The organism is Neisseria leonii (assembly GCF_028776105.2).
Lineage (GTDB): Bacteria > Pseudomonadota > Gammaproteobacteria > Burkholderiales > Neisseriaceae > Neisseria > Neisseria leonii.
Genome location: NZ_CP145606.1, coordinates 888233 through 913210, shown reverse-complemented (window position 1 = coordinate 913210; position 24978 = coordinate 888233). Strand labels below are relative to the sequence as shown.

25 protein-coding genes are annotated in these 24978 nt (G+C 54.9%); 9 read left to right on the top strand and 16 right to left on the bottom strand.

The features are described 5' to 3' along the window. Window positions 1-311: 311 nt before the first annotated feature. The 4 genes from ORY85_RS04440 to ORY85_RS04425 all read left to right on the top strand — a co-directional run bounded on the left by ORY85_RS04440 (window position 312) and on the right by ORY85_RS04425 (window position 3499). Window positions 312-1268, top strand: coding sequence for a glutamate/aspartate ABC transporter substrate-binding protein (locus ORY85_RS04440; protein WP_274571165.1), 957 nt, complete (start codon window positions 312-314; stop codon window positions 1266-1268). A gap of 64 nt (window positions 1269-1332) precedes the next feature. Then, complete coding sequence (locus tag ORY85_RS04435; protein ID WP_274571166.1) at window positions 1333-2079, top strand: amino acid ABC transporter permease; 747 nt, start codon at window positions 1333-1335, stop codon at window positions 2077-2079. Continuing rightward, window positions 2079-2756 carry an amino acid ABC transporter permease gene (locus ORY85_RS04430; RefSeq protein ID WP_274571167.1) on the top strand — a complete coding sequence of 226 codons (678 nt, stop codon included), beginning with the start codon at window positions 2079-2081 and terminating at the stop codon, window positions 2754-2756. Before ORY85_RS04435 ends, ORY85_RS04430 begins: the two co-directional genes overlap by 1 nt. A 14-nt stretch (window positions 2757-2770) precedes the next feature. After that, window positions 2771-3499 (top strand): amino acid ABC transporter ATP-binding protein, encoded by a 729-nt coding sequence (locus ORY85_RS04425; RefSeq protein WP_274571320.1) that lies wholly within the window; start codon window positions 2771-2773, stop codon window positions 3497-3499. 418 nt (window positions 3500-3917) lie between these two features. Here the strand turns inward: ORY85_RS04425 and leuB are convergent, their stop codons facing one another. The 6 genes from leuB to leuC all read right to left on the bottom strand — a co-directional run bounded on the left by leuB (window position 3918) and on the right by leuC (window position 9078). Then, window positions 3918-4988 (bottom strand): 3-isopropylmalate dehydrogenase, encoded by a 1071-nt coding sequence (gene leuB, locus ORY85_RS04420; RefSeq protein WP_274571168.1) that lies wholly within the window; start codon window positions 4986-4988, stop codon window positions 3918-3920. Window positions 4989-5079: 91 nt separating this feature from the next. Then, the gene (locus ORY85_RS04415) at window positions 5080-5379 is read right to left on the bottom strand and encodes an antibiotic biosynthesis monooxygenase (protein WP_274571169.1); all 300 of its coding nucleotides are present in this window, start codon (window positions 5377-5379) and stop codon (window positions 5080-5082) included. Between the two features lie 79 nt (window positions 5380-5458). Continuing rightward, on the bottom strand, window positions 5459-6355 hold the full coding sequence (locus ORY85_RS04410; protein WP_274571170.1) for an aldo/keto reductase family oxidoreductase: 897 nt from the start codon (window positions 6353-6355) through the stop codon (window positions 5459-5461). A gap of 73 nt (window positions 6356-6428) precedes the next feature. After that, window positions 6429-7070 (bottom strand): 3-isopropylmalate dehydratase small subunit, encoded by a 642-nt coding sequence (gene leuD / locus ORY85_RS04405; RefSeq protein WP_274571171.1) that lies wholly within the window; start codon window positions 7068-7070, stop codon window positions 6429-6431. Window positions 7071-7199: 129 nt separating this feature from the next. After that, window positions 7200-7589: a hypothetical protein gene (locus ORY85_RS04400; protein WP_274571172.1), complete on the bottom strand. Its 390-nt coding sequence runs from the start codon at window positions 7587-7589 to the stop codon at window positions 7200-7202. A gap of 64 nt (window positions 7590-7653) precedes the next feature. Next, window positions 7654-9078 (bottom strand): 3-isopropylmalate dehydratase large subunit, encoded by a 1425-nt coding sequence (leuC, locus tag ORY85_RS04395; RefSeq protein WP_274571321.1) that lies wholly within the window; start codon window positions 9076-9078, stop codon window positions 7654-7656. Between the two features lie 262 nt (window positions 9079-9340). On the opposite strand from leuC, the gene gshA reads away from it, so the two are divergent. Together gshA and ORY85_RS04385 are read left to right on the top strand one after the other, a co-directional pair. Next, the gene (gene gshA, locus ORY85_RS04390) at window positions 9341-10684 is read left to right on the top strand and encodes a glutamate--cysteine ligase (protein WP_274571322.1); all 1344 of its coding nucleotides are present in this window, start codon (window positions 9341-9343) and stop codon (window positions 10682-10684) included. Window positions 10685-10875: 191 nt separating this feature from the next. Continuing rightward, a complete protein-coding gene (locus ORY85_RS04385; protein ID WP_274571173.1) occupies window positions 10876-11916 on the top strand; it encodes a zinc-dependent alcohol dehydrogenase family protein in 1041 nt (346 codons plus the stop codon). Window positions 11917-11981: 65 nt separating this feature from the next. Here the strand turns inward: ORY85_RS04385 and ORY85_RS04380 are convergent, their stop codons facing one another. Beyond that, window positions 11982-13220, bottom strand: a complete 1239-nt coding sequence (locus ORY85_RS04380; protein ID WP_274571174.1) for an NADH:flavin oxidoreductase/NADH oxidase family protein — start codon at window positions 13218-13220, stop codon at window positions 11982-11984. 209 nt (window positions 13221-13429) lie between these two features. Here ORY85_RS04380 and ORY85_RS04375 point away from each other — a divergent pair, with 209 nt between their 5' ends. Beyond that, the gene (locus ORY85_RS04375; RefSeq protein WP_274571175.1) at window positions 13430-13600 is read left to right on the top strand and encodes a hypothetical protein; all 171 of its coding nucleotides are present in this window, start codon (window positions 13430-13432) and stop codon (window positions 13598-13600) included. Next, on the top strand, window positions 13575-14372 hold the full coding sequence (locus ORY85_RS04370) for a hypothetical protein (protein WP_274571176.1): 798 nt from the start codon (window positions 13575-13577) through the stop codon (window positions 14370-14372). Before ORY85_RS04375 ends, ORY85_RS04370 begins: the two co-directional genes overlap by 26 nt. Window positions 14373-14560: 188 nt before the next feature. On the opposite strand, the gene ORY85_RS04365 is transcribed toward ORY85_RS04370, so the two are convergent. The 4 genes from ORY85_RS04365 to ORY85_RS04350 form a co-directional block, all read right to left on the bottom strand. After that, window positions 14561-15016 carry a DMT family transporter gene (locus ORY85_RS04365; RefSeq protein WP_274571177.1) on the bottom strand — a complete coding sequence of 152 codons (456 nt, stop codon included), beginning with the start codon at window positions 15014-15016 and terminating at the stop codon, window positions 14561-14563. A 215-nt stretch (window positions 15017-15231) separates the two neighbouring features. Beyond that, window positions 15232-15477 (bottom strand): helix-turn-helix transcriptional regulator, encoded by a 246-nt coding sequence (locus tag ORY85_RS04360; protein WP_274571178.1) that lies wholly within the window; start codon window positions 15475-15477, stop codon window positions 15232-15234. Window positions 15478-15628: 151 nt separating this feature from the next. Then, window positions 15629-16759 (bottom strand): M14-type cytosolic carboxypeptidase, encoded by a 1131-nt coding sequence (locus ORY85_RS04355; protein ID WP_274571179.1) that lies wholly within the window; start codon window positions 16757-16759, stop codon window positions 15629-15631. A 383-nt stretch (window positions 16760-17142) separates the two neighbouring features. After that, window positions 17143-17664, bottom strand: coding sequence for a DUF962 domain-containing protein (locus ORY85_RS04350; protein WP_274571180.1), 522 nt, complete (start codon window positions 17662-17664; stop codon window positions 17143-17145). A 174-nt stretch (window positions 17665-17838) separates the two neighbouring features. Between ORY85_RS04350 and ORY85_RS04345 the strand changes: the two genes are divergently transcribed. Further along, window positions 17839-19071, top strand: coding sequence for a uracil-xanthine permease family protein (locus ORY85_RS04345; protein WP_274571181.1), 1233 nt, complete (start codon window positions 17839-17841; stop codon window positions 19069-19071). A 257-nt stretch (window positions 19072-19328) separates the two neighbouring features. Here ORY85_RS04345 and ORY85_RS04340 read toward each other — a convergent pair whose 3' ends face one another. The 5 genes from ORY85_RS04340 to ORY85_RS04320 form a co-directional block, all read right to left on the bottom strand. Continuing rightward, window positions 19329-19601 (bottom strand): septum formation initiator family protein, encoded by a 273-nt coding sequence (locus tag ORY85_RS04340; RefSeq protein WP_274571182.1) that lies wholly within the window; start codon window positions 19599-19601, stop codon window positions 19329-19331. 12 nt (window positions 19602-19613) lie between these two features. Continuing rightward, a complete protein-coding gene (eno, locus tag ORY85_RS04335) occupies window positions 19614-20900 on the bottom strand; it encodes a phosphopyruvate hydratase (protein WP_274571183.1) in 1287 nt (428 codons plus the stop codon). 151 nt (window positions 20901-21051) lie between these two features. Next, complete coding sequence (guaB, locus tag ORY85_RS04330) at window positions 21052-22518, bottom strand: IMP dehydrogenase (RefSeq protein ID WP_274571323.1); 1467 nt, start codon at window positions 22516-22518, stop codon at window positions 21052-21054. A gap of 123 nt (window positions 22519-22641) precedes the next feature. After that, entirely contained in the window at window positions 22642-23874 is a 1233-nt protein-coding gene (locus tag ORY85_RS04325) for a multifunctional CCA addition/repair protein (protein WP_274571324.1), read from the bottom strand. Between the two features lie 411 nt (window positions 23875-24285). Further along, complete coding sequence (locus tag ORY85_RS04320; RefSeq protein WP_274571184.1) at window positions 24286-24807, bottom strand: GNAT family N-acetyltransferase; 522 nt, start codon at window positions 24805-24807, stop codon at window positions 24286-24288. Window positions 24808-24978: the final 171 nt, after the last annotated feature.

The following is a 24978-nucleotide window of genomic DNA, read 5'->3' as shown; positions in this document are numbered from 1 at the left end:
GGAAGGAACCGCCCCGTTTTTTTACCGGCAGCATGGACGGATGCCGTCTGAAAACGGACATCGGACAAGACAGCGCGAAAATCTGCCGATGCAGAAACGGCGGACTTCTATGACTGATGAATAACCGGGAAAGTATGCCGCATCAATCATTTAACTTTTTCCGTTGCGAACGGTTTTTATTTGTTAAAATGTTTACGATTATTGACAATCCGACGGGCGCTGTGAAAAGATAGGACAACTGTACCGGCAGCGTTCCCTCGTCTGCCCCAGCCGAATAACAACCATCATTTATGTTCCTAAGGAGTCATTGTATGGCGAATCAGATTTTCAAACCTCTGGCACTGGCCTGTATGGCAGCATTGTCTCTGGCTGCATGCGGCGGTCAGAAAACCGAAGCACCGAAAGAGGCAGCCGCATCGGCTGCACCGGCCGAAGCTGCGGGCAGCACCATCGATAAAATCAAACAGTCCGGCACTATTGTGTTGGGACACCGCGACGCGTCCATTCCCTTTTCCTATATTGCCGACAATCCGAACCAGCCCATCGGCTATGCGCACGATTTGCAGTTGAAAGTGGTGGAAGCCCTGAAAACCCAGCTCGGTTTGCCGGATTTGAAAGTCCGCTATAATCTGGTTACGTCGCAAAACCGTATTCCGCTGGTGGTAAACGGCACGGTGGATTTGGAGTGCGGTTCGACAACCAATAATCAGGAACGCCAAAAACAGGTTCAGTTCTCCAACAACTTCTTTGTCGTCGGCACCCGTCTGCTGGCGGATAAAGCACAAGGCATCAAAGATTATGCCGACTTGAAAGGCAAAACGGTCGTCACCACCGCCGGTACCACTTCCGAGCGTCTGTTGAAAGAGTACAACGACAAAAATCAGGCCGGTATCAATGTCATTTCTGCCAAAGACCACGGCGAATCGTTCCTGATGCTGCAAAACGGCCGCGCACAGGCCTTTATGATGGACGATGTGCTGCTGGCCGGTGCGCGTGCCAAGGCGGCCGACCCGGAAAAATGGGAAATCGTCGGCACACCGATGTCGTATGAAAACTACGGCTGTATGATGCGCAAAGGCGATGCGGAGTTCCAAAAAATCGTAAACGATACCTTGAACCAAGTGTTTGCTTCGGATGAAATCAACAAGATGTACAACCAATGGTTCGAGCAGCCGATTCCGCCGAAAAACGTGAATATGGCTTTCCCGATGTCGGATAAGATGAAGGAAATTCTGGCCAACCCGAACGATAAAGCGGCTGACGAGTAATCGTTTTGTAACCGAAAGAGGCCGTCTGAAACTGTTTCAGACGGCCTCTTATCAGGAATAGACTATGAATTATGTTTGGAATTGGGGCGTTTTGTGGGACAAAACGGGCATCGGTAACGAGATTTACCTCCAGTGGGTCATCACCGGCCTGCTGTGGCTGTTTGCCATCGGTGCGGTGGCGTGGACGATTGCGATGGTGCTGGGTACGGTGCTGGGGATTATGCGCACGCTGCCCGGCCGCAACCTGAACCGCATCGCAACCGCTTATGTGACGCTGTTTCGCAATGTGCCGCTGCTGATTCAGTTGTTTGTCTGGTATTACGTTGTACCGAATTTCTTTCCCGAAGGTTTGAAGCAGTGGTGGTTTTTCGGGCTGGCGCCGAATACTTCGGCCATGCTCTCGGCCAGTATCGGTTTGGGGCTGTTTACCGCCGCGCGGATTTGCGAACAGGTGCGCACCGGTATTCAGGCACTGCCGCGCGGACAGGCGCAGGCGGCCTATGCGCTGGGTTTCCGTACCCGCCAGGTTTACCGCGAAGTACTGTTGCCGCAGGCATTCCGCACCATTCTGCCGCCTTTGGGCTCGGAATTGACCAACTGTTTCAAAAATGCGTCGATTGCTTCGCTGGTCGGCGTATCTGAACTGATTTCCCAAGTGAAAACCATTGCCGAGTATACGCAGAGCAATTTGGAAATCTACACATACGCCACGCTGATTTACATGGCGGTCAATGTGACGCTGCTGATGCTGATGACCCGCTTGGAACGCCGTCTGCGCGTACCCGGGCTGCTTGCGGAGGGAGGTAAATAATGTTCGGACTCAATATGGGCGAATTGTCCGCCGCCATGCCGGGGCTGATGCAGGGATTGGGCATTACCCTGAAACTGCTGGCTTTCGGCGTAATCGGCGGGATTGTATTGGGGACACTGCTGGCGTTGGCGCGGCTGTCCAAATTCGGCTGGCTGTCGTTTCTGGCCAAAACCTATGTCAATTATTTCCGTTCTGTGCCGCTGCTGTTGGTGCTGATCTGGTTTTATTACGCCGTACCGATGATGTACAGCCTGATAACGGGCAGCTATCTGACCATCAATGTGGCTTTTGCTTCCTGCGCGGTGGCTTTTATGTTGTTTGAAGCCGCTTATTTCTCGGAAGTGGTGCGCGCCGGTATCCAGTCGATTTCCAAGGGCCAGTTCCATGCTGCCTACGCGCTGGGCATGACCTACCGGCAAACCATGCGGCTGGTGATTCTGCCGCAGGCATTCCGTAAAATGCTGCCGTTGATTTTGCAGCAGAGCATTATTCTGTTTCAGGATACCACGCTGGTGGCGGCCATCGGCCTGGTGGACTTTTTCCGTGCCAACTATGTACGCGGAGATTTGATGAACCTGCTCACGCCGTATATCCTGTTGGCGGGTGCGGTGTATTTTGTGATTAGTGCGGCGGCGATGGCCGGTGTGAAAAAATTACAGCAGAGGTTGAAAGTATGAGCGACAACAAACCCATGATCGATATTCGCGGCGTGAACAAATGGTACGGCGATTTTCAAGTGCTGACCGACTGTTCGACCGCCATTCGGAAAGGTGATGTGGTGGTGGTATGCGGCCCTTCGGGCAGCGGCAAATCCACGCTGATTAAATGTGTGAACGGCTTGGAGCCGTTTCAAAAGGGCGATATTGTGGTGGATGGCACGTCTTTGTCCGACCCAAAAACCCACCTGCCCAAGCTGCGCAGCCGCGTCGGCATGGTATTCCAGCATTTCGAGCTGTTTCCGCATCTGTCGGTTACCGACAATCTGACTGTGGCGCAGATTAAAGTGTTGGGGCGCAGCAAACAGGAGGCCGAGAAAAAAGGCTTGGCTTATCTCGATCGTGTGGGATTGAGTGCACATGCGCACAAATTCCCCGCCCAGCTCTCCGGCGGCCAGCAGCAGCGCGTTGCCATTGCCCGTGCGTTGAGCATGGATCCCGTCGTGATGCTGTTTGACGAGCCGACTTCCGCACTGGACCCGGAAATGGTGCAGGAAGTATTGGATGTGATGGTCGGGCTGGCAAAAGAGGGTATGACCATGATGTGTGTGACGCATGAAATGGGTTTTGCCCGCCAAGTGGCCAGCCGCGTGATTTTTATGGATCAGGGCCGCATCGAAGAAGATACTACTTCGGAAGCGTTCTTTACCACACCGCGCGGCGAGCGTGCCCAGCAGTTTTTATCGAAAATCCTGCATCATTGATGTGAGGTGCGGGCGGCCGCCGTTGGAAGGCCGTTTGAAAACAGGATGCTGCAGAAGAAGTATCGGTCTGCCGGCGGATTTCGGCAGAATGTCGGATTCAAGAATCCGACCTACGCCGTGGCTGTTCCAATAGCAAGAGCCCGAGACGCTTGTCTCGGGCTTCTGCGGTGATATTTTGTTCAAACCCGATTTTTACTGCGATTAAGTTGGCGGCAGACGGAAGCCGGTTTCTGCGGTATGGTGTTTCTGTCGGCGGGCAATGGTAAGCAATCGATTTTGGGTATCGGGTTTGAAGAAAGTTGGAGAATACGGATTTTCGGCCGGGCAAATACTTATCAGGCCGTCTGAAAGCGGATCTGCTGTGTGCGCTAGAAAAAAGGCAGCAGACAGCGGATTTCAGACGGCCTGGGCAGGCCGTTTACAGCGCGGCCAACACGGCATCGCCCATTTCGGAGCAGGAAACGAGCTGTGTGCCTTCTTCGTAAATATCGGCGGTGCGCAACCCCTGTTCCAGCACTTTCTGTACGGCATGTTCAATCTGTTTGGCACGCGGCTCGTCGTTCAGGCTGTAACGCACCAGCATGGCGAGCGATAGAATAGTCGCCAGCGGGTTGGCTTTGTTTTGGCCGGCGATGTCGGGCGCGGAGCCGTGCGAGGGTTCGTATAAACCTTTGCCGTTCTCGCTCAGCGACGCGGAGGGCAGCATACCGATGGATCCGGTGAGCATGGAGGCCTGATCGCTCAAAATATCGCCGAAGATGTTGCCGGTGGCGATGACGTCGAACTGTTTGGGCGCGCGTACCAGCTGCATGGCGGCGTTGTCCACATACATATGGCTCAGTTCGACATCGGGATAATCTTTGGCCGTTTCGCTGAAAATCTCTTTCCACAGCTCGGTGGTTTCCAAGACATTGGCTTTGTCCACGCTGCACAGTTTTTTGCCGCGTTTTTTCGCCGCCTCAAAGGCCACTTTGGCGATGCGGCGGATTTCGCCCTCGCTGTATTTCATGGTGTTGAAACCTTCGCGCTCGCCGTTGTCCAACGTGCGGATACCGCGCGGTTCGCCGAAATAAATATCGCCGGTCAGCTCGCGCACAATCAGAATATCCAAACCGGCCACCACGTCGGGTTTCAAGGTAGAAGCGTTGGCCAGCTCTTTATAAAGTACGGCGGGGCGCAGGTTGGCAAACAGATTCAAATCTTTGCGGATCGCCAGCAGGCCGCGCTCGGGGCGCAGCGGGCGGTCGAGATTGTCGTATTGCGGGCCGCCGACCGCGCCCAGCAGTACGGCATCGGCGGCACGGCACAGATTTTGCGTGAACTCGGGATAGGGGTGGCCGTATTCGTCGTAAGCCGCGCCGCCCAGCGGAGCATAGCTGTATGCGGCATCAAGGCCTTGGGCGATGAGTTTGTCCAATACGCGGACGGCTTGGGCGACGATTTCGGGGCCGATGCCGTCGCCGGGGAGGATAGCGATTTTTCGGGTCATGGTTTCAGTCTTTCCAATCAGGGGTGGTGGGTGGGTTTTCTGCTTTTGTGATGCAGTTTCGGCCAGACGGGTGTATGGCCGTGCCGTTTGATCAGTCGGCAGTCAGAATGGTTTCAAAATATTCGACAACAGGGAAAGGGTCGTAAAAGTGGTGCAGGAGTGCCCGCCATTGTCGGTATTCGGGAGATTCCCGGAAACCGTTGCGGTGGGATTCAATGTTTTGCCATTGGACATGCAGCAGATAAATACCGGCTTCGTCATGATGGCGGTGCAGATTCAGGCGGATAAAGCCGGGCATTTTTCTGATGATGCCGGCTGCTTGGGTAAAAGCGGTTTCAAATTCGCCGGTTTGGCCGGGGCGGACATTTAAGCGTGCAAATTCGTTTATCATGGTTCGTCGCTTTCTGTTGCAGGTATGGCAGGTGTTGCCGATGCCGCGTAGGCCGTTGGGAAAAATCGCTGCCGGATATTTATGGCACATCGTGCCCGATGGCGGCACTGTACAGCTTGATCCATTCGGCTTCGCTGAAACGGATATTGAGCGCATCGACGGCGTTGCGGATATGTTCGATTTTGCCGCTGCCGACAACGGGCATAATGCCTGCGGGGTGGTTGAGCAGCCAGGCATAAGCCAGTGTGTCGGGGCGTGTCTCGCCGTACGCTTCACCGACTTCGTACAGGGTTTGGCGGATACGTGCGCCGGTTTCATCGGCGGTATCGAACAGTTTGCCGCCGCCCAGCGGCGACCAAGCCATCGGTTTGACCCGTTTTTCCAGCAGGAAATCCAGCAGGCCGTCTGAAAACGACGGTGTGTGCCACAGCGACAGTTCGATTTGGTTGGTAACCAGCGGTTGGCGGACATAAGACTGCAACATGCTGAATTTGGCCGCGCTGTAATTGGAAACGCCGAAGTGGCGCACCGTGCCGTTTTGGTGCAGATAATCGAACGCGGCTGCGATGGCTTCCGGGTCGGCGCAGGGGGACGGGCGGTGGATGAGCAGCAGATCGAGATAGCCGCAGTTCAGGTTGGTGACGGAGCGTTCGGCCGAAGCGATGATGTGTTCGCGGGTGTTGTCGTAGTGTTTATGGGTAATGCCGGGCAGGGTGTCGTTGGGAAACAGAATGCCGCATTTGCTGACGATTTTCAGCCGGTCCCGCATATCGGCCAGCGGGCGGAAAGCACGGCCGAAGGCGGCTTCTGTGGTGTAGCGGCCGTAGCAGTCGGCATGGTCGAAAGTGGTGATGCCCGTTTCGATAACGGCTTCAATCAGGCGGGTGTAGGCATGGTCGCTCAATCCCCAGCGGGCGGTGCGCCAGTGGCCGTGGCTCAGGCGGCCGAGGTCGGGAGGTGTGGTTGCGGCGTTCATAACAGAGGCGGCTTTTCGTGAAACAGGCCGTCTGAAAACGGGTGATGCGGTTTTCAGACGGCCTGCGGGTTTATCAGGATTGGAACAGCCACGGTTGTGCGGCTTGGTGCTTGGCTTCAAAAGCTTTGATGGCATCGGCGTGCTGCAAGGTCAGGCCGATTTCGTCCAGCCCGTTGAGCAGGCAGTGTTTGCGGTGTTCGGTGATGTCGAACGCAAACGCTTCGCCGCCAGGGGTGGTAACGGTTTGTTTTTCCAAGTCGATATTCAGACGGTAGCCTTCGGTGGCCTCGGTTTCGCGGAACAGTTGGTCGACAACTTCTTCGCTCAACACAATCGGCAGCAGGCCGTTTTTATAGCAGTTGTTGAAGAAAATATCGGCAAAACTCGGCGCGATGACGGCACGGAAACCGTAGTCGTCCAAGGCCCAGGGGGCGTGTTCGCGGGAAGAGCCGCAGCCGAAATTTTTGCGCGTGAGCAGAATCTGCGCACCCTGATAACGGGCTTGGTTGAGCGGAAAATCGGGATTGAGCGGGCGTTTGCTGTTGTCCATGCCCGGTTCGCCGTGATCGAGGTAACGCCATTCGTCAAAAGCATTCGGGCCGAAACCGCTGCGTTTGATGGATTTGAGAAATTGCTTGGGGATGATGGCATCGGTATCGACGTTGGCACGGTCGAGCGGGGCAACGAGGGCGTGCAGTTGGGTGAAGGCTTTCATGTTGAATACTTTCGTTTGGCGTAAACCCCCGCAATAAGGGTAGATTGCGGGGGCGGACGGAATCTGCGGTATTCTGTTCGGGCCGTTTGAGGCCGTCTGAAAACGCAGATCCGCTTTGAGGAGAGAGACTTAGTTGCTTACGGCATCTTTGGCTTTTTCCCAGCCTTCTTTCGTGGCTTCTTTGGTTTTGTGCCAGCCTTTTTTGACCCCTTTTTTGGTGTTGTGCCAGCCTTTTTCCGTGCCTTCCTTGGTTTTTTCCCAGCCGTCGTGTGTGGCTTCTTTGGCTTTATTCCAACCCTCGTGCGAGATTTCTTTGGTTTTGTCCCAGCCCTCTTGGCTTACTTCTTTGGTCTTGTCCCAACCTTCCTGGGTTACTTCTTTGGTTTTATCCCAGCCTTTTTCGGCACCGGCTTTGGTGTGTTTCCAGTTCCGGTGGCTGTCGGCTTTGGCACCGTGCCAAGTGTTGGTACAGGCGGTCAAACCGAAAGCGGCGATGGTGATCAGAAGATATTTTTTCATGTGCGGTACTCCTTATCGGGTAAATAAAAAAAGGTTTGCCGTATACGGCGGAACGCTGCCGTTTTCAGACGGCCGCGGATTGCGGCAGTTTGCGGACATCGGTAAAGCGGCCGGAAACGGCGGCGGCGGCGGCCATGGACGGGCTGACCAAGTGGGTACGCCCGCCGTTGCCCTGACGGCCTTCAAAGTTGCGGTTTGAGGTAGAAGCGCAACGTTCCTGCGGATCCAGGCGGTCGGCATTCATGGCCAGGCACATCGAGCAGCCCGGCTCGCGCCATTCAAAGCCTGCATCGGTAAAGATTTTGTCCAAGCCCTCGCGTTCTGCCTGTTCTTTAACCAAGCCGGAACCCGGCACAACCAGTACGCGGCTGACGTTGTCGGCTTTGCGGCGGCCTTTGGCGACGGCGGCCGCTTCGCGCAGATCCTCAATGCGGCTGTTGGTGCAGGAGCCGATAAAGACGACATCGACGGGGATTTCGTTCAGCGGCGTGTCGGCCGTCAGACCCATATAGGCCAAGGCGCGCTCCATGCCGCCGCGTTTGACGGGATCATTTTCGGCAGCGGGATTGGGCACTCTGCCGTTGATGTCGAGCACCATTTCGGGGGAAGTCCCCCATGTTACCTGCGGTTCGATGGCGGCGGCGTCAAATTCATATACTTGGTCGAAAACCGCACCGTCGTCGGAAACCAGTGTGCGCCAATAGGCCACGGCTTTATCCCAGTCCGCACCTTTGGGGGCTAGGGGTCTGTCTTTGACATAATCGATGGTGGTTTGATCGACCGCCACCAAGCCGCTGCGCGCGCCCGCTTCGATGGCCATATTGCACAGGGTCATGCGGCCTTCCATCGAGAGGTTTTGAATCGCTTCACCGCCAAACTCAATGGCATAACCGGTGCCGCCGGCGGTGCCGATTTGGCCGATGATGTATAAAGCCACATCTTTGGCGGTTACACCCGGTTTCAGACGGCCGTTTACTTTAATCAGCATGGCTTTGGATTTTTTGGCGGTGATGCACTGGGTGGCCATCGTGTGTTCGACTTCGGACGTGCCGATGCCGTGTGCCAGTGCGCCGAACGCACCGTGGGTGGAGGTGTGCGAATCGCCGCAGACAACCGTCATGCCCGGCAGGGTGGCACCCTGTTCCGGCCCCATGACATGCACAATGCCTTGCCCTTTGTCTTTAAAGGGGAAGTAGGCCAGCGCACCGAATGTTTTGATGTTGTCGTCCAAAGTATCGACCTGTAATTTGGAAATCGGGTCTTGGATGCCTTTGTCCCAATCATTGGTGGGGGTATTGTGGTCGGCAGTAGACACCACGCTGTCGATGCGCCACAGTTTGCGTCCGGCCATTTTCAGTCCCTCAAATGCCTGCGGGCTGGTAACTTCGTGTACCAGATGGCGGTCGATATAGAGCAGGACGGTGCCGTCTTCTTCTTCGCGTACGACGTGGCTGTTCCAGAGTTTGTCGTAGAGGGTTTGCGGTTTGATGGCTTGTGTTTTCATGATGGCTATTTTTATGCGGAATATGGGCAGCGATAGTAGCGGGTTGCAGTGGGAAAAGCAAGTTAAAATGTCTAAATAAACGTTTTATGCCGGTATAGATTGGTGGTTTCGGTTATTTTTTAGACATTTTGTCTATTTGTTGGCAAGGAAAGGAAACTGGCAGCAGGCGGAGGGGAGACAATGCTTGTATCGGCCGTCTGAAAAAACTATCATGCGGGGACGAATGATGATTGACGGAATAGAAACCATGTCGCTGCCTGTGATGTCCGGCGCTTATTTGGCGCAACTGAAAGTATTTGAAAAAACCATTTTAAGCAACCAAACCAAAATCGAGGCGTGGTTCCGCCGTCAGTGGGCGGTGCACAGACCGCCGTTTTACGGTTCGGTCGATATCCGCAATGCCGGCTACAAAATGGCTTCCATCGATATGAACCTGTTTCCGGGCGGCTTCAATAATCTGAATCCGAACTTTATCCAACTGGCGGCGCACGCGGCGCAAAACGCGGTTGAGCGCGCCTGTCCGCAGGCCAAGTCGGTGCTGATTGTGCCGGAAAACCACACACGCAATACGTTTTATCTGCAAAATGTGTATGCGCTGAGCAATATTCTGCGTACGGCCGGTTTTGAAGTGCGTTTGGGCAGTCTGAATCCCGAGATTACGGAACCGACAGAGCTGGAAACGGCATCGGGCGACAAGGTTCTGCTCGAACCGTTGCAGCGTACCCGCGAGCGGGTGCATTTGGCCGACGGTTTTTCGCCCTGTCTGGTTTTGCTGAACAACGATTTGTCGGGCGGGGTGCCGGAAATTTTGCAGGGCATTGCCCAAACGGTACTGCCGCCGCTGCACGGCGGTTGGACGACCCGCCGAAAAACCGCTCATTTTGCCGCTTACGACCGCGTGGCGGCCGAATTTGCCGAACTGTTGGACATCGATGTCTGGCAGATTAATCCCTATTTCGAGCAAATCGGCGGTTTGGATTTTCAGGAACGCGAAGGGGAAGATGCGCTGGCCGCTGCGGTGGAGCGGATGCTGGCGAAAATTCAGGCCAAATATGATGAAAAGGGAATTACCGATCAGCCGTTTGTGATTGTCAAAGCCGATGCGGGCACATACGGCATGGGCGTGATGAGTGTGAAATCTGCCGACGAAGTACGCGGGCTGAACCGTAAAAACCGCAACAAAATGGCGAAGGTCAAGGAAGGGCTGGCAGTCAGCGAAGTGATTGTTCAGGAAGGAATTTATACTTATGAAACACTGGACGGTGCGGTGTCCGAACCGGTGGTCTATATGATGGACCGTTTTGTGGTCGGCGGTTTTTTCCGCGTACACGAGGGACGCGCCAATGATGAGAATCTGAATGCGGGCGGCATGGTGTTTGTGCCGCTCAATCAGGCAATTCCGGTGGCGGGTGCGGAAGAGGGCGGTGAGGAGCGGTGCAAACGTGTGTTTGCCCAATGGAACTCGCTCGGTGTACCGCAAACTGATGCCGATAATCCCGATTGCGAATGCAACCGGCTTTATGTGTACGGCGTGATGGCACGCCTGTCTCTCTTGGCCGCCGCGCTGGAATTGGAAGCGGCGGCAGAATAGTTTTCCGTACGGACAGTTTTGAATATCAGGCCGTCTGAAAACCGCTTCCCGGTTTTTTTTCAGACGGCCTTTTGCAGTATTTACCGCCTGTCCGGGGAGCGGCGGGGTGTCAGAAAATCATCATTTGACTGTATCGGGCATTTACTCTAAATTGGCATGGGGATTTCCCGTTCACTCTGAAAGGAATTGATATGAAAGCAATGGTTTACTATGGCGCAGGCGACATCCGTCTCGCAGAGAAACCGAAACCGCAAATCATCGATCCCGCCGATGCAGTCGTGAAAATTGTCAAAACTACCATTTGCGGTACCGATTTGGGTATCTGGAAAGGCAAAAACCCCGAAGTTGAAGCAGGGCGTATTCTCGGCCATGAGGGTATCGGCATTGTTGAAGAAGTCGGTTCCGGCGTAAAAAATATTAAAAAAGGCGACAAAGTCATTATTTCCTGTGTGAGCAAATGTTGCAGCTGCGACAACTGCAAAGTGCAGCTTTATTCTCACTGCCGTAACGGCGGCTGGATTCTCGGCTATATGATTGACGGCACGCAGGCAGAATATGTGCGTACACCCTATGCCGACAGCAGCCTGATTCCGCTGCCGGAAAATGTGAACGAAGAAGTCGCGCTGCTGTTGTCCGATGCCTTGCCCACGGCGCACGAAATCGGCGTGCAGTACGGCGATGTAAAACCGGGCGATACGGTCTTTATCGCCGGAGCAGGCCCCGTCGGTATGTCGGCGCTGCTGACCGCGCAACTGTACAGCCCCTCTATCCTGATTGTGTGCGATATGGACGAAAACCGCCTGAAACTGGCAAAAGAGCTGGGTGCCACCCACACCATCAATCCCGCTTCCGGCGATGTGGCCGAACAAGTTTTAGCAGTTGTGGGAGAAGACGGCGTCGATGTAGCCATCGAGGCGGTGGGCATTCCCGCCACTTGGGATATGTGTCAGGACATCGTCAAACCCGGCGGCAATGTGGCCGTTGTGGGCGTGCACGGTACGCCGGTAGATTTCAAGCTGGAAAAATTGTGGATCAAAAACCTCACCATCACCACCGGTTTGGTCAATACCAATACTACGGAGATGCTGATGAAAGCAGTTTCCACCAGCTCCGTGGATTACACCAAAATGCTTACGCACCGCTTCAAATTCAGCGAACTGGAAAAAGCCTATGATGTGTTTAAACACGCGGCGGAAAACGGAGCGATGAAAGTGGTGTTGGAAGCGGAATAATCCGTTTTCCTGAAAGAATAGGCCGTCTGAAAAGCCGTTTCAGACGGCATTTGTGTTTTTACCTATCAGCTTCTACCCGTAGACAGCCCTGCTTTGCCATTGTCCCACAGCGTTTTTGCCAGCACCCGCCAAGCCGAGAGTTTGGGATTGGGCTGTCTGCCTTGGCTGATAAGCTGCATTTGCGTCATATACCAATTCATCTCAAGCACCGAACCGATTTTGTGATCAATGGCGGCAATCCCGGTTTTGATGCGGTCGGTGGCAAGGGTTTGATAACTGCCATTTGCCATCTGTTTGGGCAAATCAGGTATCAGTGCAAACGGACGGGCAATGCCGACAAAATCCAAATTACCACTGTCCAACGCCGCCGTCATCGCCGCCTGCGAGCGAAATCCACCAGTGATAATAAGCGGCACACGGCTGACAGCACGAGCTTTTTTGGCATAATCTAGGAAAAAGGCTTCGCGTTTTTTGCTGCTGTCCTTATTGGCAAGCATGGCGGGGCTTTCATAATTGCCGCCTGAAATTTCAATAAAATCAATGCCCAAATCAGACAGCGTTTTGACCACCTGCACCGACTCAGTTTCATCAAAACCACCCTTTTGAAAATCGGCAGAATTTAATTTCACCCCCACCAAAAATTCAGGCGACACCGCCGCACGAATGCCTTGATACACGGCAAGCAAAAACCGCATACGGTTTTCAAGACTGCCGCCATATTCATCATCACGGCGGTTGTGGTGTGGCGATAAAAACTGGCTAATCAGATAACCATGAGCCGCATGAATTTGCACACCGTCAAACCCTGCCTGCTCGGCAATCTGTGCCGTGCGGACAAAGTCAGTAATCAACCCTGCTATTTCTGCATGGCGTAAGGCTCTGGGCGGATTGATAAAGCCGTCCATACCGACAAGCGGTACGGCACTGGGGGCAAGCGGCGTGCGATTCACCGTTTTTGGCGACTGCTTGCCTGCATGGTTAATCTGCATGATGGCAAGCGTCTGATTTTCTTTGGCAGCTGCCGCCCAACTGCCCAGCACCGCCAAATTGCTGTCGTCGCTCACCAGCACATCATGTGGCGAGCCTCTGCCACTTGCCGAGACCATCACATTGCCCGTTACCAGTACGCCTGCTCCGCCTTTTGCCCAAGTGCGGTATAAATTAACCAATGCCTGACTGGGGCGACTGCCGTCTGCCAAATGTTCCTCCATCGCCGATTTAAAAAAGCGGTTTTTGGCGGTTTTGCCATTGGCAAAGGTAAAGGGTTGAAATAGCATAAAAGTTCCTGATGAATGATTTTTCAATAAAGTTGATGGTTTAAATTAGCACCATTGTGTTTATAGGTTTAAAAATTTAAACTTATTATAAGCCACTTTTGGCAAAAGTCAAGAAAAATAAACCACTTGATAAATGATATGACAACTGACAAAAATAGCTTATTATGCAAACTCTTGTTGAAAAAAAATTATGATAAAATAAAATTTCATGACTTTTGTCATATTTTGGAGAGCTTATGCGTTATACCAAACGACTTTTAACAACCGTACTGCTCGGCAGTATTTTAATAATAAGTGGCTGTTCAGCTATTAGTAAAAAGATCGAACAGGCTTTTGCCATTAAATCTGATTATTACACGCAAACACAAAGTGGCGGAGCGATTGAAACGCTACAAAGGGTTGGGTAAGTATGCGGTGCAAAGCCAAGTCATATCTAGCGGACAAAGTCGCTTTAGCACTTACAAAATTTGGTATCCAGCAGAAATCAGTAAAGGTAACGCTGCCCCTGTTATCATCTCGGCAAATGGCACAGGTGTTCCCTATGAGCGTTATGAACCCGTTTTGGCAAGATTGGCAAGCTGGGGGTTTGTGGTCATTGCCAACGATGATCCAAACAGTTGGGACGGCAGTTCTTCTTCACAATCTCTGGCAAAACTAGATGAATTAAATCGTGATAAAAGCAGTTTATTCTATAACAAATTAGACACCAACCGAGCAGGCATTATGGGGCATTCCCAAGGCGGTGTTGGTGCAATCAATGCAGCCACCAATTTTGCCAACAGTAAGCAATTTAAAGCGGTCTATACAGCCAGTACGACCAAACACGCATTGGCACAGGGGTTAAAATGGGATTATCAAATTAACAAAATCCGTGTGCCTTATTTTGCCACGGCAGGCACTGGCATTATAGATGCAGGCAACGGTAAAGATACACTTTCAGGCATTACACCTCTTTGGTCGTTAAACGATAACCACAATCAAATTAACAGTCAGCAACTTACTATTATGGCACGCCGTAAAAATACCGATCACGGCAGTATGTTGCACGATGGCGATGGCTATATGACTGCATGGTTTGCCTACACGCTCACAGCAGACCACAAGGCAGCCAAAGCCTTTACAGGCAGTCGCCCTGAAATTGTGAGCAATAATCTATGGCAAGATGTTAATATCAAATAAAGAGCAGGTCGGGTATTGCCCCCGACCTTTTTTACCACCACCAAAAGACGCTTTGATTTTATCTGCCGTCTGACAATGTCAATAAAACAACCAAAAATAGCTTGGTAAAAGCACTGCAAATTCAGACAGCCAAGACATCACAAAATCAATTTCAGACATTCATCCACTTAACAATAGCAACAAATCAGCTATCGAGTTTCCGCATAAATCATCAGCAAACCCCCAACAAATACCAGCCCCAAACCGCACAGTTTGAGCCAATTTATCTTTTGTACAGGCAAACCAAACCAGCCAGTTGCCGAAAGCAGTGTGGCAAACAACATCTGCCCCAAAAACACCCACAGCAAAGTGTTGGCAGCACCAATTTTGGGAGCAGCGATAAACATAAACAGAATATAAAAACTGCCCAAAAATCCCGTCAGCCACATCCACCACTGGGCATTTTGCACCTGTGGCGGTTTGATACTGCCACTGACTGCCAGCGACAGCACCAGCGAGGCGACCGCACCGCCCAGATACAGATAAAAAGTGGCTTGCAGCTGGCTGGCGTGCGTACTTTGACGAAATGCGTTCACCATCGCCAACTGCAAGGGAATAATCAACCCGCCCAAGATACTCAATGCAATATAAGGCAACAGGTTCATAACAACTTCCTTTTTAGGCAATATCAGCCAAACACTGGTTATCTTTTAATCTCTGACAAGCTACCAATCCGTGAAATTTAAACTTTATAACAATGCTTTTAGATAATTATTGAAAAAATGACCCAATTCACCCCATCTCACACCTTGATAGATCAGGGCAATGCTCAGCCATCAATGTAACCAGCTGCTGTAATTTTTCAATCTCGTCTGCAATATCAACGGCATAAAACCGCTCTTTGCCCACCTGTAGTAACCGACACCGCCCCCGCCTGCAACATGATTTTTAAATGATGCGATACCGCAGGTCGAGACAGGTGCAGATTTTCGGTGAGCGTGCCGACATTCATCGCTCCATTTTCAAGCAATAAATGCAGGATTTTGTGGCGGTTTTCATCAGACAGCACTGTAAAAATCGGAATGCAGTCTTTGAGCAGCTGCTGTATTTGCTGGTGATTGGTCATGGTCTGACAGGCTTGGGAATTGGGACGGATTGTTGCGGTAAAAAGTGTGTGGCAAATGATGCGGCTGAGATCAGGAAAGAGGCCGTCTGAAAAGGCGTGGTTACGTTTTCAGACGGCCTTTGATTGGGTTTGTCGGCCGCCTGCCCGATGGTCAGCGCAAATCCGGCAGGACGGCCCAGATGGCGGACAGCATGGCTTCGCCCAGGCGAAGGGAGCGTTGGCCGTTCCAGCCGAAATCGTCGTCGGGCAGGTTGTGGTTGTCGATAAACGGCATTTCCAGTGTGTAGGCCAGACAGTCGAATTCCTGGCCGACCCAGTGGGTGGCCAAACTCATATCGGCCTGGCCGGGGGCGTCTTTGGGATAGCCGTATTCGTCTTGGAAGTCGGGGCTGGCGGTTTGGAGGGCGGTTTTGAACCGGGTTTGCAGGGCATCGATGCGCGGGTTGAAGCCGGGTATGCCTTCGGTGCCGGCCACGAAAACGTACGGAATGTCTTCGTCGCCGTGAATGTCGAGAAACAGGTCCACGCCGGTTTCGCGCATTTTTTCGCGCACATGGTACACCTCCGGCGAGCGTTCCGGAGTCGGATGGAGCCATTCGCGGTTGAGGTTGGCACCGGCGGCGTTGGTGCGCTGGTTGCCCAGTGCGGAGCCGTCGGGGTTCATATTGGGGACAATGTAGAAAGTGGCGCGGTCGAGCAGGGCGCGGGCGGTGGGGTCCTGCGGGTCGAGCAGGCGAGAGAGCAGGCCTTCGGCAAACCATTCGGCCATGGTTTCACCGGGGTGCTGGCGGGCAATTACCCAGATTTTCAGATCGCTGTCTGCCTGATTGCCGATGGTTAATAAATTGATGTCGCGCCCTTGCAGGGTGCTGCCCAAGTCATCAATCTGGCACAGGCCGCTGCCTTGGGCTTCGCCTAATAGGTTCAGATGCTGTTCTTCGGAATAGGGCTCGAAATAGGCGTAGTAGATGCTGTTGGCCAGCGGGGTATGTTCGACGGTCAGTATGCCGTTTTCGTAGCGGGTGGGCACGCGGAACCAGTTTTGGCGGTCGTACGAGGCGCAGGCCTGATAGTATGGCCAGCCTTCGCGGAAAGCAGCTTCGCCTGCATTTTCAAAGTGCATCACGCACGGTGTGTAGGCCGCGCCTTGCAGACGGAAGTAAAACCATTGGAGAAAGTGTGAGGCGTTGTCGTTGCGGATATTCAGGCGGATATTGGCCGGGTCGGTCAAATCTTTGACGACGATGGCGCCGCCGTCGAATTGGCTGCTGATTTTGAGCATGGTGCGTGTCCTGTGCAAACGGGCGGATAAAGATACGATTATAGCGGAGACGGGTGCAGGCGCATATGTTTACGAGTGGCAGGCGGTTATGGCCGGGCCGTCTGAAAAGCAGGGGCAGATGCTGCCGGGGGCAGGCAGATACGGTTTATGGCGCCGGTGTCGGAGACGGCAGCCGGAGCCGTGCAGTTTTGAACGGGTGGAATCGGCAATCGGTATGCCTGCCGGGCGGAATAGGTGGAACCGCACATGCCGGGCTGGTGCGGAACGGCTCAACCGGCATCGGTCGTATTTGACTGATGTACGGCGGATCAGGGCGGTTGCGCAGAGAGCAAACGGCAGGCCGGTTTGGAAAGTAGGCCTGCCGTTTGCGGCATGGGCGTCGGTTACGGACGCGGTTTGATGACGGTGGGGCCGACTTCGCGTTCAACCGCCTGTTGCAGCGTTTTCAGACGGCCCAGCAGGAAGCAGGCTTCGGCGGCCACGAAAACGGGGCCGATAATCAGGCCGCGGATGTCGTCGAAAAATGCGGGTTTGCGCTGCTCGTAGTAATGGCCGATAAACTGGATCACCCAGCCGACGGCAAACATGCCCAGCGATACGCCCAGCCAGGTGCCTGTGCTTTGTGCCGCCAGATTGGCGGAAAAGAGATAGGTCAGTACCATTACTGCCAGCATGACCCAGCCCAAATCGCGGTGAAGCGAAAAGTAATAGCGGCACAGCAGTATGCCGGCTATCAGCATGGGCGAAATACCCAGCGGCAGCCATTCGGGCTGCCACAGCGGACGCGAGATCAGCGCGGCGATGGCCAGCCAGATGAGGGGAATACCGATAAAGTGGGTGAGAATATTGCGCTTGTCGCGGTGGTAGGCGGCGTAGCTGCTGAGGGCGCGGACGGCGGCATTCATGATGTTCTCCTTGTTGGTTGTTTTTTATGGCTTTGTTGAAATAGGGAAATGGAAATTTACCGCCAAACGGCGTGTCATGCAAATTTTTCTGTGCCGTTCCCTTTACTTTTTAAACGTAAAAGTTCTCACAATGTTACAATCCGGCAGTTTGATTTTTCTGAAATGGTGATAGTAATGCAGCAGATAAAATTGGCTGTGGCGGGTGCGCAAATCCTGTTTGTGGCCTTTGGCGCAATGGTACTGGTGCCGCTTTTGACCGGTTTGAATCCGGCTATGGCTTTATTGGGTGCGGGCATCGGTACTTTGCTGTTCCAACTGTTTACCGGGCGAAAAGTGCCGGTGTTTCTCGGTTCGTCATTTGCCTTTATCGCGCCGATTATCTATTCGATGGCCGAATGGGGTATGGGGGCGACCATGTTCGGCCTGTTTGCGGCAGGTTTTATGTATTTTCTGTTTGCCGCGCTGATTAAATGGCGCGGTTTGGCGGCGGTGCACCGTCTGCTGCCTGCGGTGGTTATCGGGCCGGTGATTATGGTTATCGGTTTGTCGGTGGCGGCGGTGGCCAGCCAGATGGCGATGGGGCAGGCCGGCGGCGATCAGGTGGTGGATTACACGCAGTCGCTGATTTTGTCGGGTTTTACGTTTGTGGTTACGGTGCTGGTGGCGGTGTTCGGCAGCAAGATGATGAAGCTGATTCCGATTCTGGTCGGCGTGGCGGCGGGTTATCTGCTGGCATGGGCGATGGGTTTGGTGGATACTTCGGCGATTGCTGCCGCGCCGTGGTTTGCCGTGCCGCAGTTTCATGCGCCGGAAGTCAATTGGCAGGCTGCGCTGTTTATGCTGCCGGTGGCGATTGCTCCGGCTATCGAGCATATCGGCGGCATTATGGCCATCGGCAAGGTAACGGGCAGGGATTACGCTGCCGATCCCGGGCTGCATAAAACGCTGGCGGGCGACGGTATGGGCGTGTGTGTGGCCGGCTTGATCGGCGGGCCGCCGGTAACGACATACGGCGAGGTAACCGGCGCGGTGATGCTGACGAAAAACAGCAATCCGGTCATTATGACTTGGGCGGCACTGTTTGCCGTTGCCATGGCGTTTTTCGGCAAATTCAATGCCTTTCTGGCTTCGATTCCGCTGCCGGTGATGGGCGGGGTGATGATTCTGCTGTTCGGTACAATTGCTTCTTTGGGTTTGAAAACACTGATTGATGCGCAGGTGGATTTGATGAAACCGAAGAATCTGGTGATTGTCAGCTCGGTGCTGACGACCGGTGTCGGCGGTATGGTGTTCAAATTCGGCAGTCTGAGTTTTGCCGGTGTCGGTTTGTGCGCGCTGCTGGCCATGGTGCTGAATCTGGTTCTGCCCGATCGGGAGGCTGACGAAGCAGTTAAGCCTAGCAGTTGAAAAAGGCCGTCTGAAAAACAGCATTTTCAGACGGCTTTGTTGATAACACAGGTAGGTCGGATTCCGGAATCCGACCTTAATTAATTGCTGCTTACCGATAGGGAACAGAGTTACTATCTGATGCGGGAGATGTCGGATACGAGTGTCCGACCTACGGGTTCTTGCCTGAGCGGGAGGCTTGACGAAGCGGTTTAAAAAAAGGCCGTCTGAGAACAGAAAAATCCGTTTTCAGACGGCCTTTTTGGCCGGTATGAGCTTTACTGTTTCACCAAACGGTAAAAGGTTTCGCCCTGTCCGATGTAGCCCAAGTCTACACGGGCGATTTCGGCAATGGCTTCGGTGCCTTCGGCCAAGTCGGTTACTTCGGCGGCCAAGGCCGTATTGCGCACGGCAAGGGTAAGGTTGCGCGCTTCCTGTGCTTGAAGCTGCTGTTCAAGGGCGGTCATGTTCTGCCAGCCGTCGGGCGAGAGCCAGAGATGGTATTGGCAGTATGCCAGTGCGGCAAGCAGCACAAAGCTGACCCATTTCATGCGTGTCTCCGATTATTTGCCCAGCTGGTAGAAAGCGGCTTTGCCCGGATAGTAGGCGGCGGATCCCAGCTCTTCTTCGATGCGCAGCAGCTGGTTGTATTTGGCCATGCGGTCGGAACGCGACAGCGAACCGGTTTTAATCTGCATACAGTTGGTGGCGACGGCCAAATCGGCGATGGTGGCATCTTCGGTTTCGCCCGAGCGGTGGCTCATCACGCTGGTGTAGCGGTTGCGTTTGGCCAGATCGACGGCTTTGAGGGTTTCGCTGAGCGTACCTATTTGGTTTACTTTGACCAAAAGCGCGTTGGCGATGCCTGCTTCGATACCTTGGGCGAGGATGTCGGGATTGGTAACAAACAGATCATCGCCGACCAATTGGACTTTGCCGCCCAGTTTTCCGGTGAGCAGTTTCCAGCCTTCCCAATCGTTTTCGTCCATGCCGTCTTCGATGGAAACGATGGGATAGCGTTCGGCCAAGTCGGCCAGATAATCGGCAAATTCGGCACTAGTCAGCGATTTTTGTTCGGCAGACAGATGGTATTTGCCGTCTTGGTAGAACTCGCTGGACGCGCAGTCCAGCGCGAACAGTACGTCTTCGCCGGCGGTGTAGCCTGCTTCGCGCACGGCTTCCTGCATCAGTTGCAGGGCTTCTTCGTGGCTGTTCAGATTGGGCGCGAAACCGCCTTCGTCGCCGACAGTGGTGGGGAAACCTTTGGCATCGCACAGTTTTTTCAGGGCATGGAAAATTTCGGCACCGCAGCGCAGGGCTTCGCGGAAGCTTTTCGCGCCGACGGGCATAATCATAAATTCCTGAATGTCCAGACTGTTGTTGGCGTGCGCACCGCCGTTGATCACATTCATCATCGGCACGGGCATGGCCATCGGGCCGGCACCGCCCAGATAGCGGTACAGCGGCAGGCCGGCATCTTCGGCGGCGGCGCGGGCCACGGCCATGGAAACGGCCAGGAGGGCGTTGGCACCCAGACGGCCTTTGTTGCCGGTGCCGTCCAAATCAATCATTACCTGGTCGATTTGGCTTTGGTCGGCCGCGTCCAAACCGATCAGGGCTTGGGCGATTTCGCCGTTGACGTGCGAGACGGCCTGCAAAACGCCTTTGCCCAGATAGCGGCTTTTGTCGCCGTCGCGCAGTTCCAAAGCTTCTTTCTGGCCGGTGGACGCACCGCTGGGCACGGCCGCACGCCCCATCACGCCGCTTTCTAGCAGCACGTCGCATTCCACGGTGGGGTTGCCGCGCGAATCCAGAATTTCGCGGGCGAAGATGTCGATAATCGCAGTCACGGTTTCACTCCTGACGGTTGGCATTGCAGTCAAATAGGTATTCAGACGGCCTGATGCAGCAGGAGGCCGTCTGAAACGGGGATTATATACGGTTTGGGTCGCATTCGGCAGCGGAACAACAGGGCTGTTCGAATGGGAAGCCCTGTGCGGTTTAGCGCATCTGGTAGTTCGGCGCTTCTTTGGTAATCTGCACATCGTGGACGTGCGATTCGTTCATACCGGCCGATGTGATTTCGACAAATTCGGCTTTTTCGTGCATTTCGGCAATCGACCGGCAGCCCAGATAGCCCATGCTCGAACGCAGGCCGCCGATGATTTGGTGGATGATGTGGACAATCGGGCCTTTGTAGGGGACACGGCCTTCAATGCCTTCGGGCACGTATTTGTCGGCACTTTCCTGTTTTTCTTGGAAATAGCGGTCGTTCGAACCCTGGCTCATCGCGCCCAGCGAACCCATGCCGCGGTAGGATTTGTACGAACGGCCTTGGTAGAGTTCGATTTCGCCGGGTGCTTCTTCCGTGCCGGCGAACATGCCGCCCAGCATCACGCACGATGCGCCGGCGGCCAAGGCTTTGGCCACATCGCCGGAGAAGCGGATACCGCCGTCGGCAATCAGCGGCACGCCTGTGCCTTTGAGGGCTTCGGCGACATTGTGGATTGCGGTCAGCTGCGGTACGCCCACACCCGCGACAATACGCGTGGTGCAGATGGAGCCGGGGCCGATGCCCACTTTGACCGCATCGGCACCGGCAGCCACCAGATCACGTGCGGCCTGTGCGGTGGCGATGTTGCCGCCGATGACCTGCACATCGGGGAAATGCTGTTTGACCCACTTCACGCGGTCGAGTACGCCTTGACTGTGGCCGTGCGCCGTATCCACAACAATCACGTCCACGCCCGCAGCCACCAGCGCTTTCACGCGTTCGTCGGTATCCGCACCCACGCCCACGGCCGCACCCACGCGCAAACGGCCGTCTGAATCTTTGTTCGCATTGGGAAATTCGGTGGTTTTGATGATGTCTTTAACCGTAATCAGGCCTTTGAGTTCGTCGTTGCCGTTGAGCACCAGCACGCGTTCGACTTTATGTTCGTGCATCACTTCGCGCGCATCTTCGATGCTGGTGCCTTCCGGTACGGTGACCAGCCGTTCGCGCGGGGTCATAATCGCCGAAACGGGCAGATCCAGCCGCTTTTCAAAGCGCAGGTCGCGGTTGGTCACCAAACCGACTACTTTACCGTTTTCCACCACAGGCAGACCCGACATTTTGCGCTTGCGCTGCGCCTGCTGGGCAATCAGGTCTTTAATCAGCATATCCGGCGCGATGGTAACGGGGTCTTTGACGATGCCGCTTTCATGGCGTTTGACTTTGGAAACGGCGTGCGCCTGCTGCTCGGGCGTCATATTTTTGTGGATGATGCCGATGCCGCCTTCCTGTGCCATCGAAATGGCCAGACGTGCTTCGGTTACCGTGTCCATGGCGGCGGAGAGCAGGGGGAGGTTGAGGGAAATGGTGCGGGTGAGCGGGGTGGTAAGGCTGACATCGCGCGGCAGCACTCGGGAATGTGCGGGAACCAGCAGAACGTCGTCGAAGGTGTAGGCTTTTTCTACGATGCGCATGATGCTCGGGCTTTCGGTTTGTGCAAGATGCACGGCATTGTAGCAAATTTCGGCGTAAAAAGTAAGCATTTAAAGCGCGCGCGGGGCGGTTTTTACCCCGGTTGCGGACAGGGTGGCGCGTTTTTAATCCGTGCGGCGGCGGAAGGCTTCGTGCAGCGGGCGGACGGCGGCCAGCCGTGCCGCTTCGAGTGCGGCGGGGATTTTTTGCGGTGTGTCGCGGTATTGTGCGGCGATTTCGGCGGCGGGAACGGCGGCGGCCGCAGCCAGCAGCCTGCGCCAATGTGCGTGTTGCGGATAGGGGGTATTGCAGCGGCCGAGCCGGCCTTGCGCATCGGCCTGACAGACGTTGAGCAGTTGGACGAAACGTTCGGGGCGGCGGAAGGCATCGGTGTTTTGCAGTAGTGTCAGCGCGGTTTTCGGTTTCAGTTCGGCCGCGCTGTGAATCAGGATATGCTGCCGTGCGGCCAGCAGTGCGAGTTCGGCGCAGGCTCTGGGTACGCGCCAGCGGCGGTTGACGGCTTCGACGGGGGCGCGCCCCAAGGCATCGTGGCCGTGGTGTTTCGGCCATTTTTCAGACGGCGTCAGGGCTTTGCCCAAGTCGTGCAGCAGGGCGGCATAGCGTTCGGGCAGGCTCAAATCCATGTCGGCGGCGCGTTGCAAGACCATCAGGCTGTGCCGGCCGCTGTCGATTTCGGGGTGGTGCTGCGGCGGTTGGGGCACGCCGAACAGTGCGTCCAGTTCGGGCAGAATCACGCGCAGGCAGCCGCATTCGCGCAAGACTTCAAACATGACGGCGGGCTGTTTTTCCATCAATCCTTTGGCCAGTTCCTGCCACACGCGCTCGGCCACCAGTGCGGCGGCTTCGCCGTTTTCCACCATCTGCCGCATCAGGGACACGGTTTCTTCTGCCACGCGGAAACCGTAGCGGGCGGCAAAGCGGGCGGTGCGCAGGATGCGGACGGGGTCTTCGGCGAAAGCGGGGGAAACATGGCGCAAAACGCCGTCCGCCAAATCGGTTCGGCCGCCGAAGGGGTCGATGATGCGGCCGTCTGAATCCTGCGCCATGGCGTTGATGGTTAAATCGCGCCGCATCAGGTCCTGTTCGAGGGTAACGCTTTTGTCGGCATGGAAAGTGAAGCCCGCATAGCCGCGCGCGGTTTTGCGCTCGGTGCGGGCAAGGGCGTATTCTTCGTGCGTTTCGGGGTGGAGAAACACGGGAAAATCTTTGCCCACCGGCAGGAAACCTTTGGCAAGCATTTCGGCGGCACCGGCTCCGACCACGACCCAATCGCGGTCTTGGGTGGGGCGGCCGAGCAAGTTGTCGCGGACGGCGCCGCCGACCAAGTAAATCTGCATGGTATGGTCTCGCTGTTGGGGCAGGTTTCGGGCGGTAGGCCGTCTGAATGTGCGGCAGCGGGCTGTTTCAGACGGCATCGGGCGGTTCGGGCGGGCGGTTGGCCATATCTGCCGCACCGGAAAACCTAATTTAATTTTTGAATTAACCGCATGATTGGGACGGTACGCACAGGCTGCACGATATGCACCGGTTACTGTTTTGTCAAATGGGCACAGACAGGTGGGGCAGATTGATGTGTATCAATATTTGTTGGGGGGGCAAATCCGGCCGTCTGAAAAACGGTTTATGCGGAAATAGAACGATTCGTAGGTCGGATTCTTGAATCCGACGCAGGCGGCCGGTCGATATGTGCCGAATATTGAATGTCGGATACGAGTATCCGACCTACGGTGAAGTCTGGCAAAAACGGTTTATGCCACTTTTTTGCCCATAATCACCACATCGGCGGGGCTGCCCGCCATATCGCATACCTCAGGCAGCCTGCCCCAGCTTTCAAAGCCCAGACGCTCAAACAGGTGCAGGCTGGGTGTGTTGTGGGCGAAGATGACGGCAATGATGTTGCGGATACCCAGGGCGGGGGCGCGGCGGCACATATATTCGGCCAGCCGGCGGCCCAGTCCGCAACCGCGTGCCGATTCGCGGACATAGATGCTGATTTCGGCACTGATGCGGTAGGCATCGCGCGGGTAGTAGTCGCTGAAACTGCCCCAGGCCAGCAGCGTGCCTGCGGCGTTTTCCACCACATACAGCGGGCGTGTGCCGCCGTGTGCGTCAAACCATGCCCGACGGTCGGCCACGGAAACGGGGTGCAGGTCGGCGGTGGCCCGACGGCCGGGAACGGTGCTGTTGTAAATGGCGACGATGTCGGGCAGGTCGGCCTTTTCGGCGGGGCGGACGGTCAGGCCATCGGGCAGTGCGGTATCGGCGGGCATGGCGGTTCGGGATAGGGAAAGCAGGACGGGATTATGGCAGAGGGGCGGCGTTTTGTTAAGCAGCGGTGCCGAAAGGGGCGGATTTCCGAACCCGGCATTTTGCGTGTTTCTGCCTGCCGTATCCGTCCGGCGGGTGCAGGCTGTGTTCCGGCGGGTGCCGCTGGTCTTTAT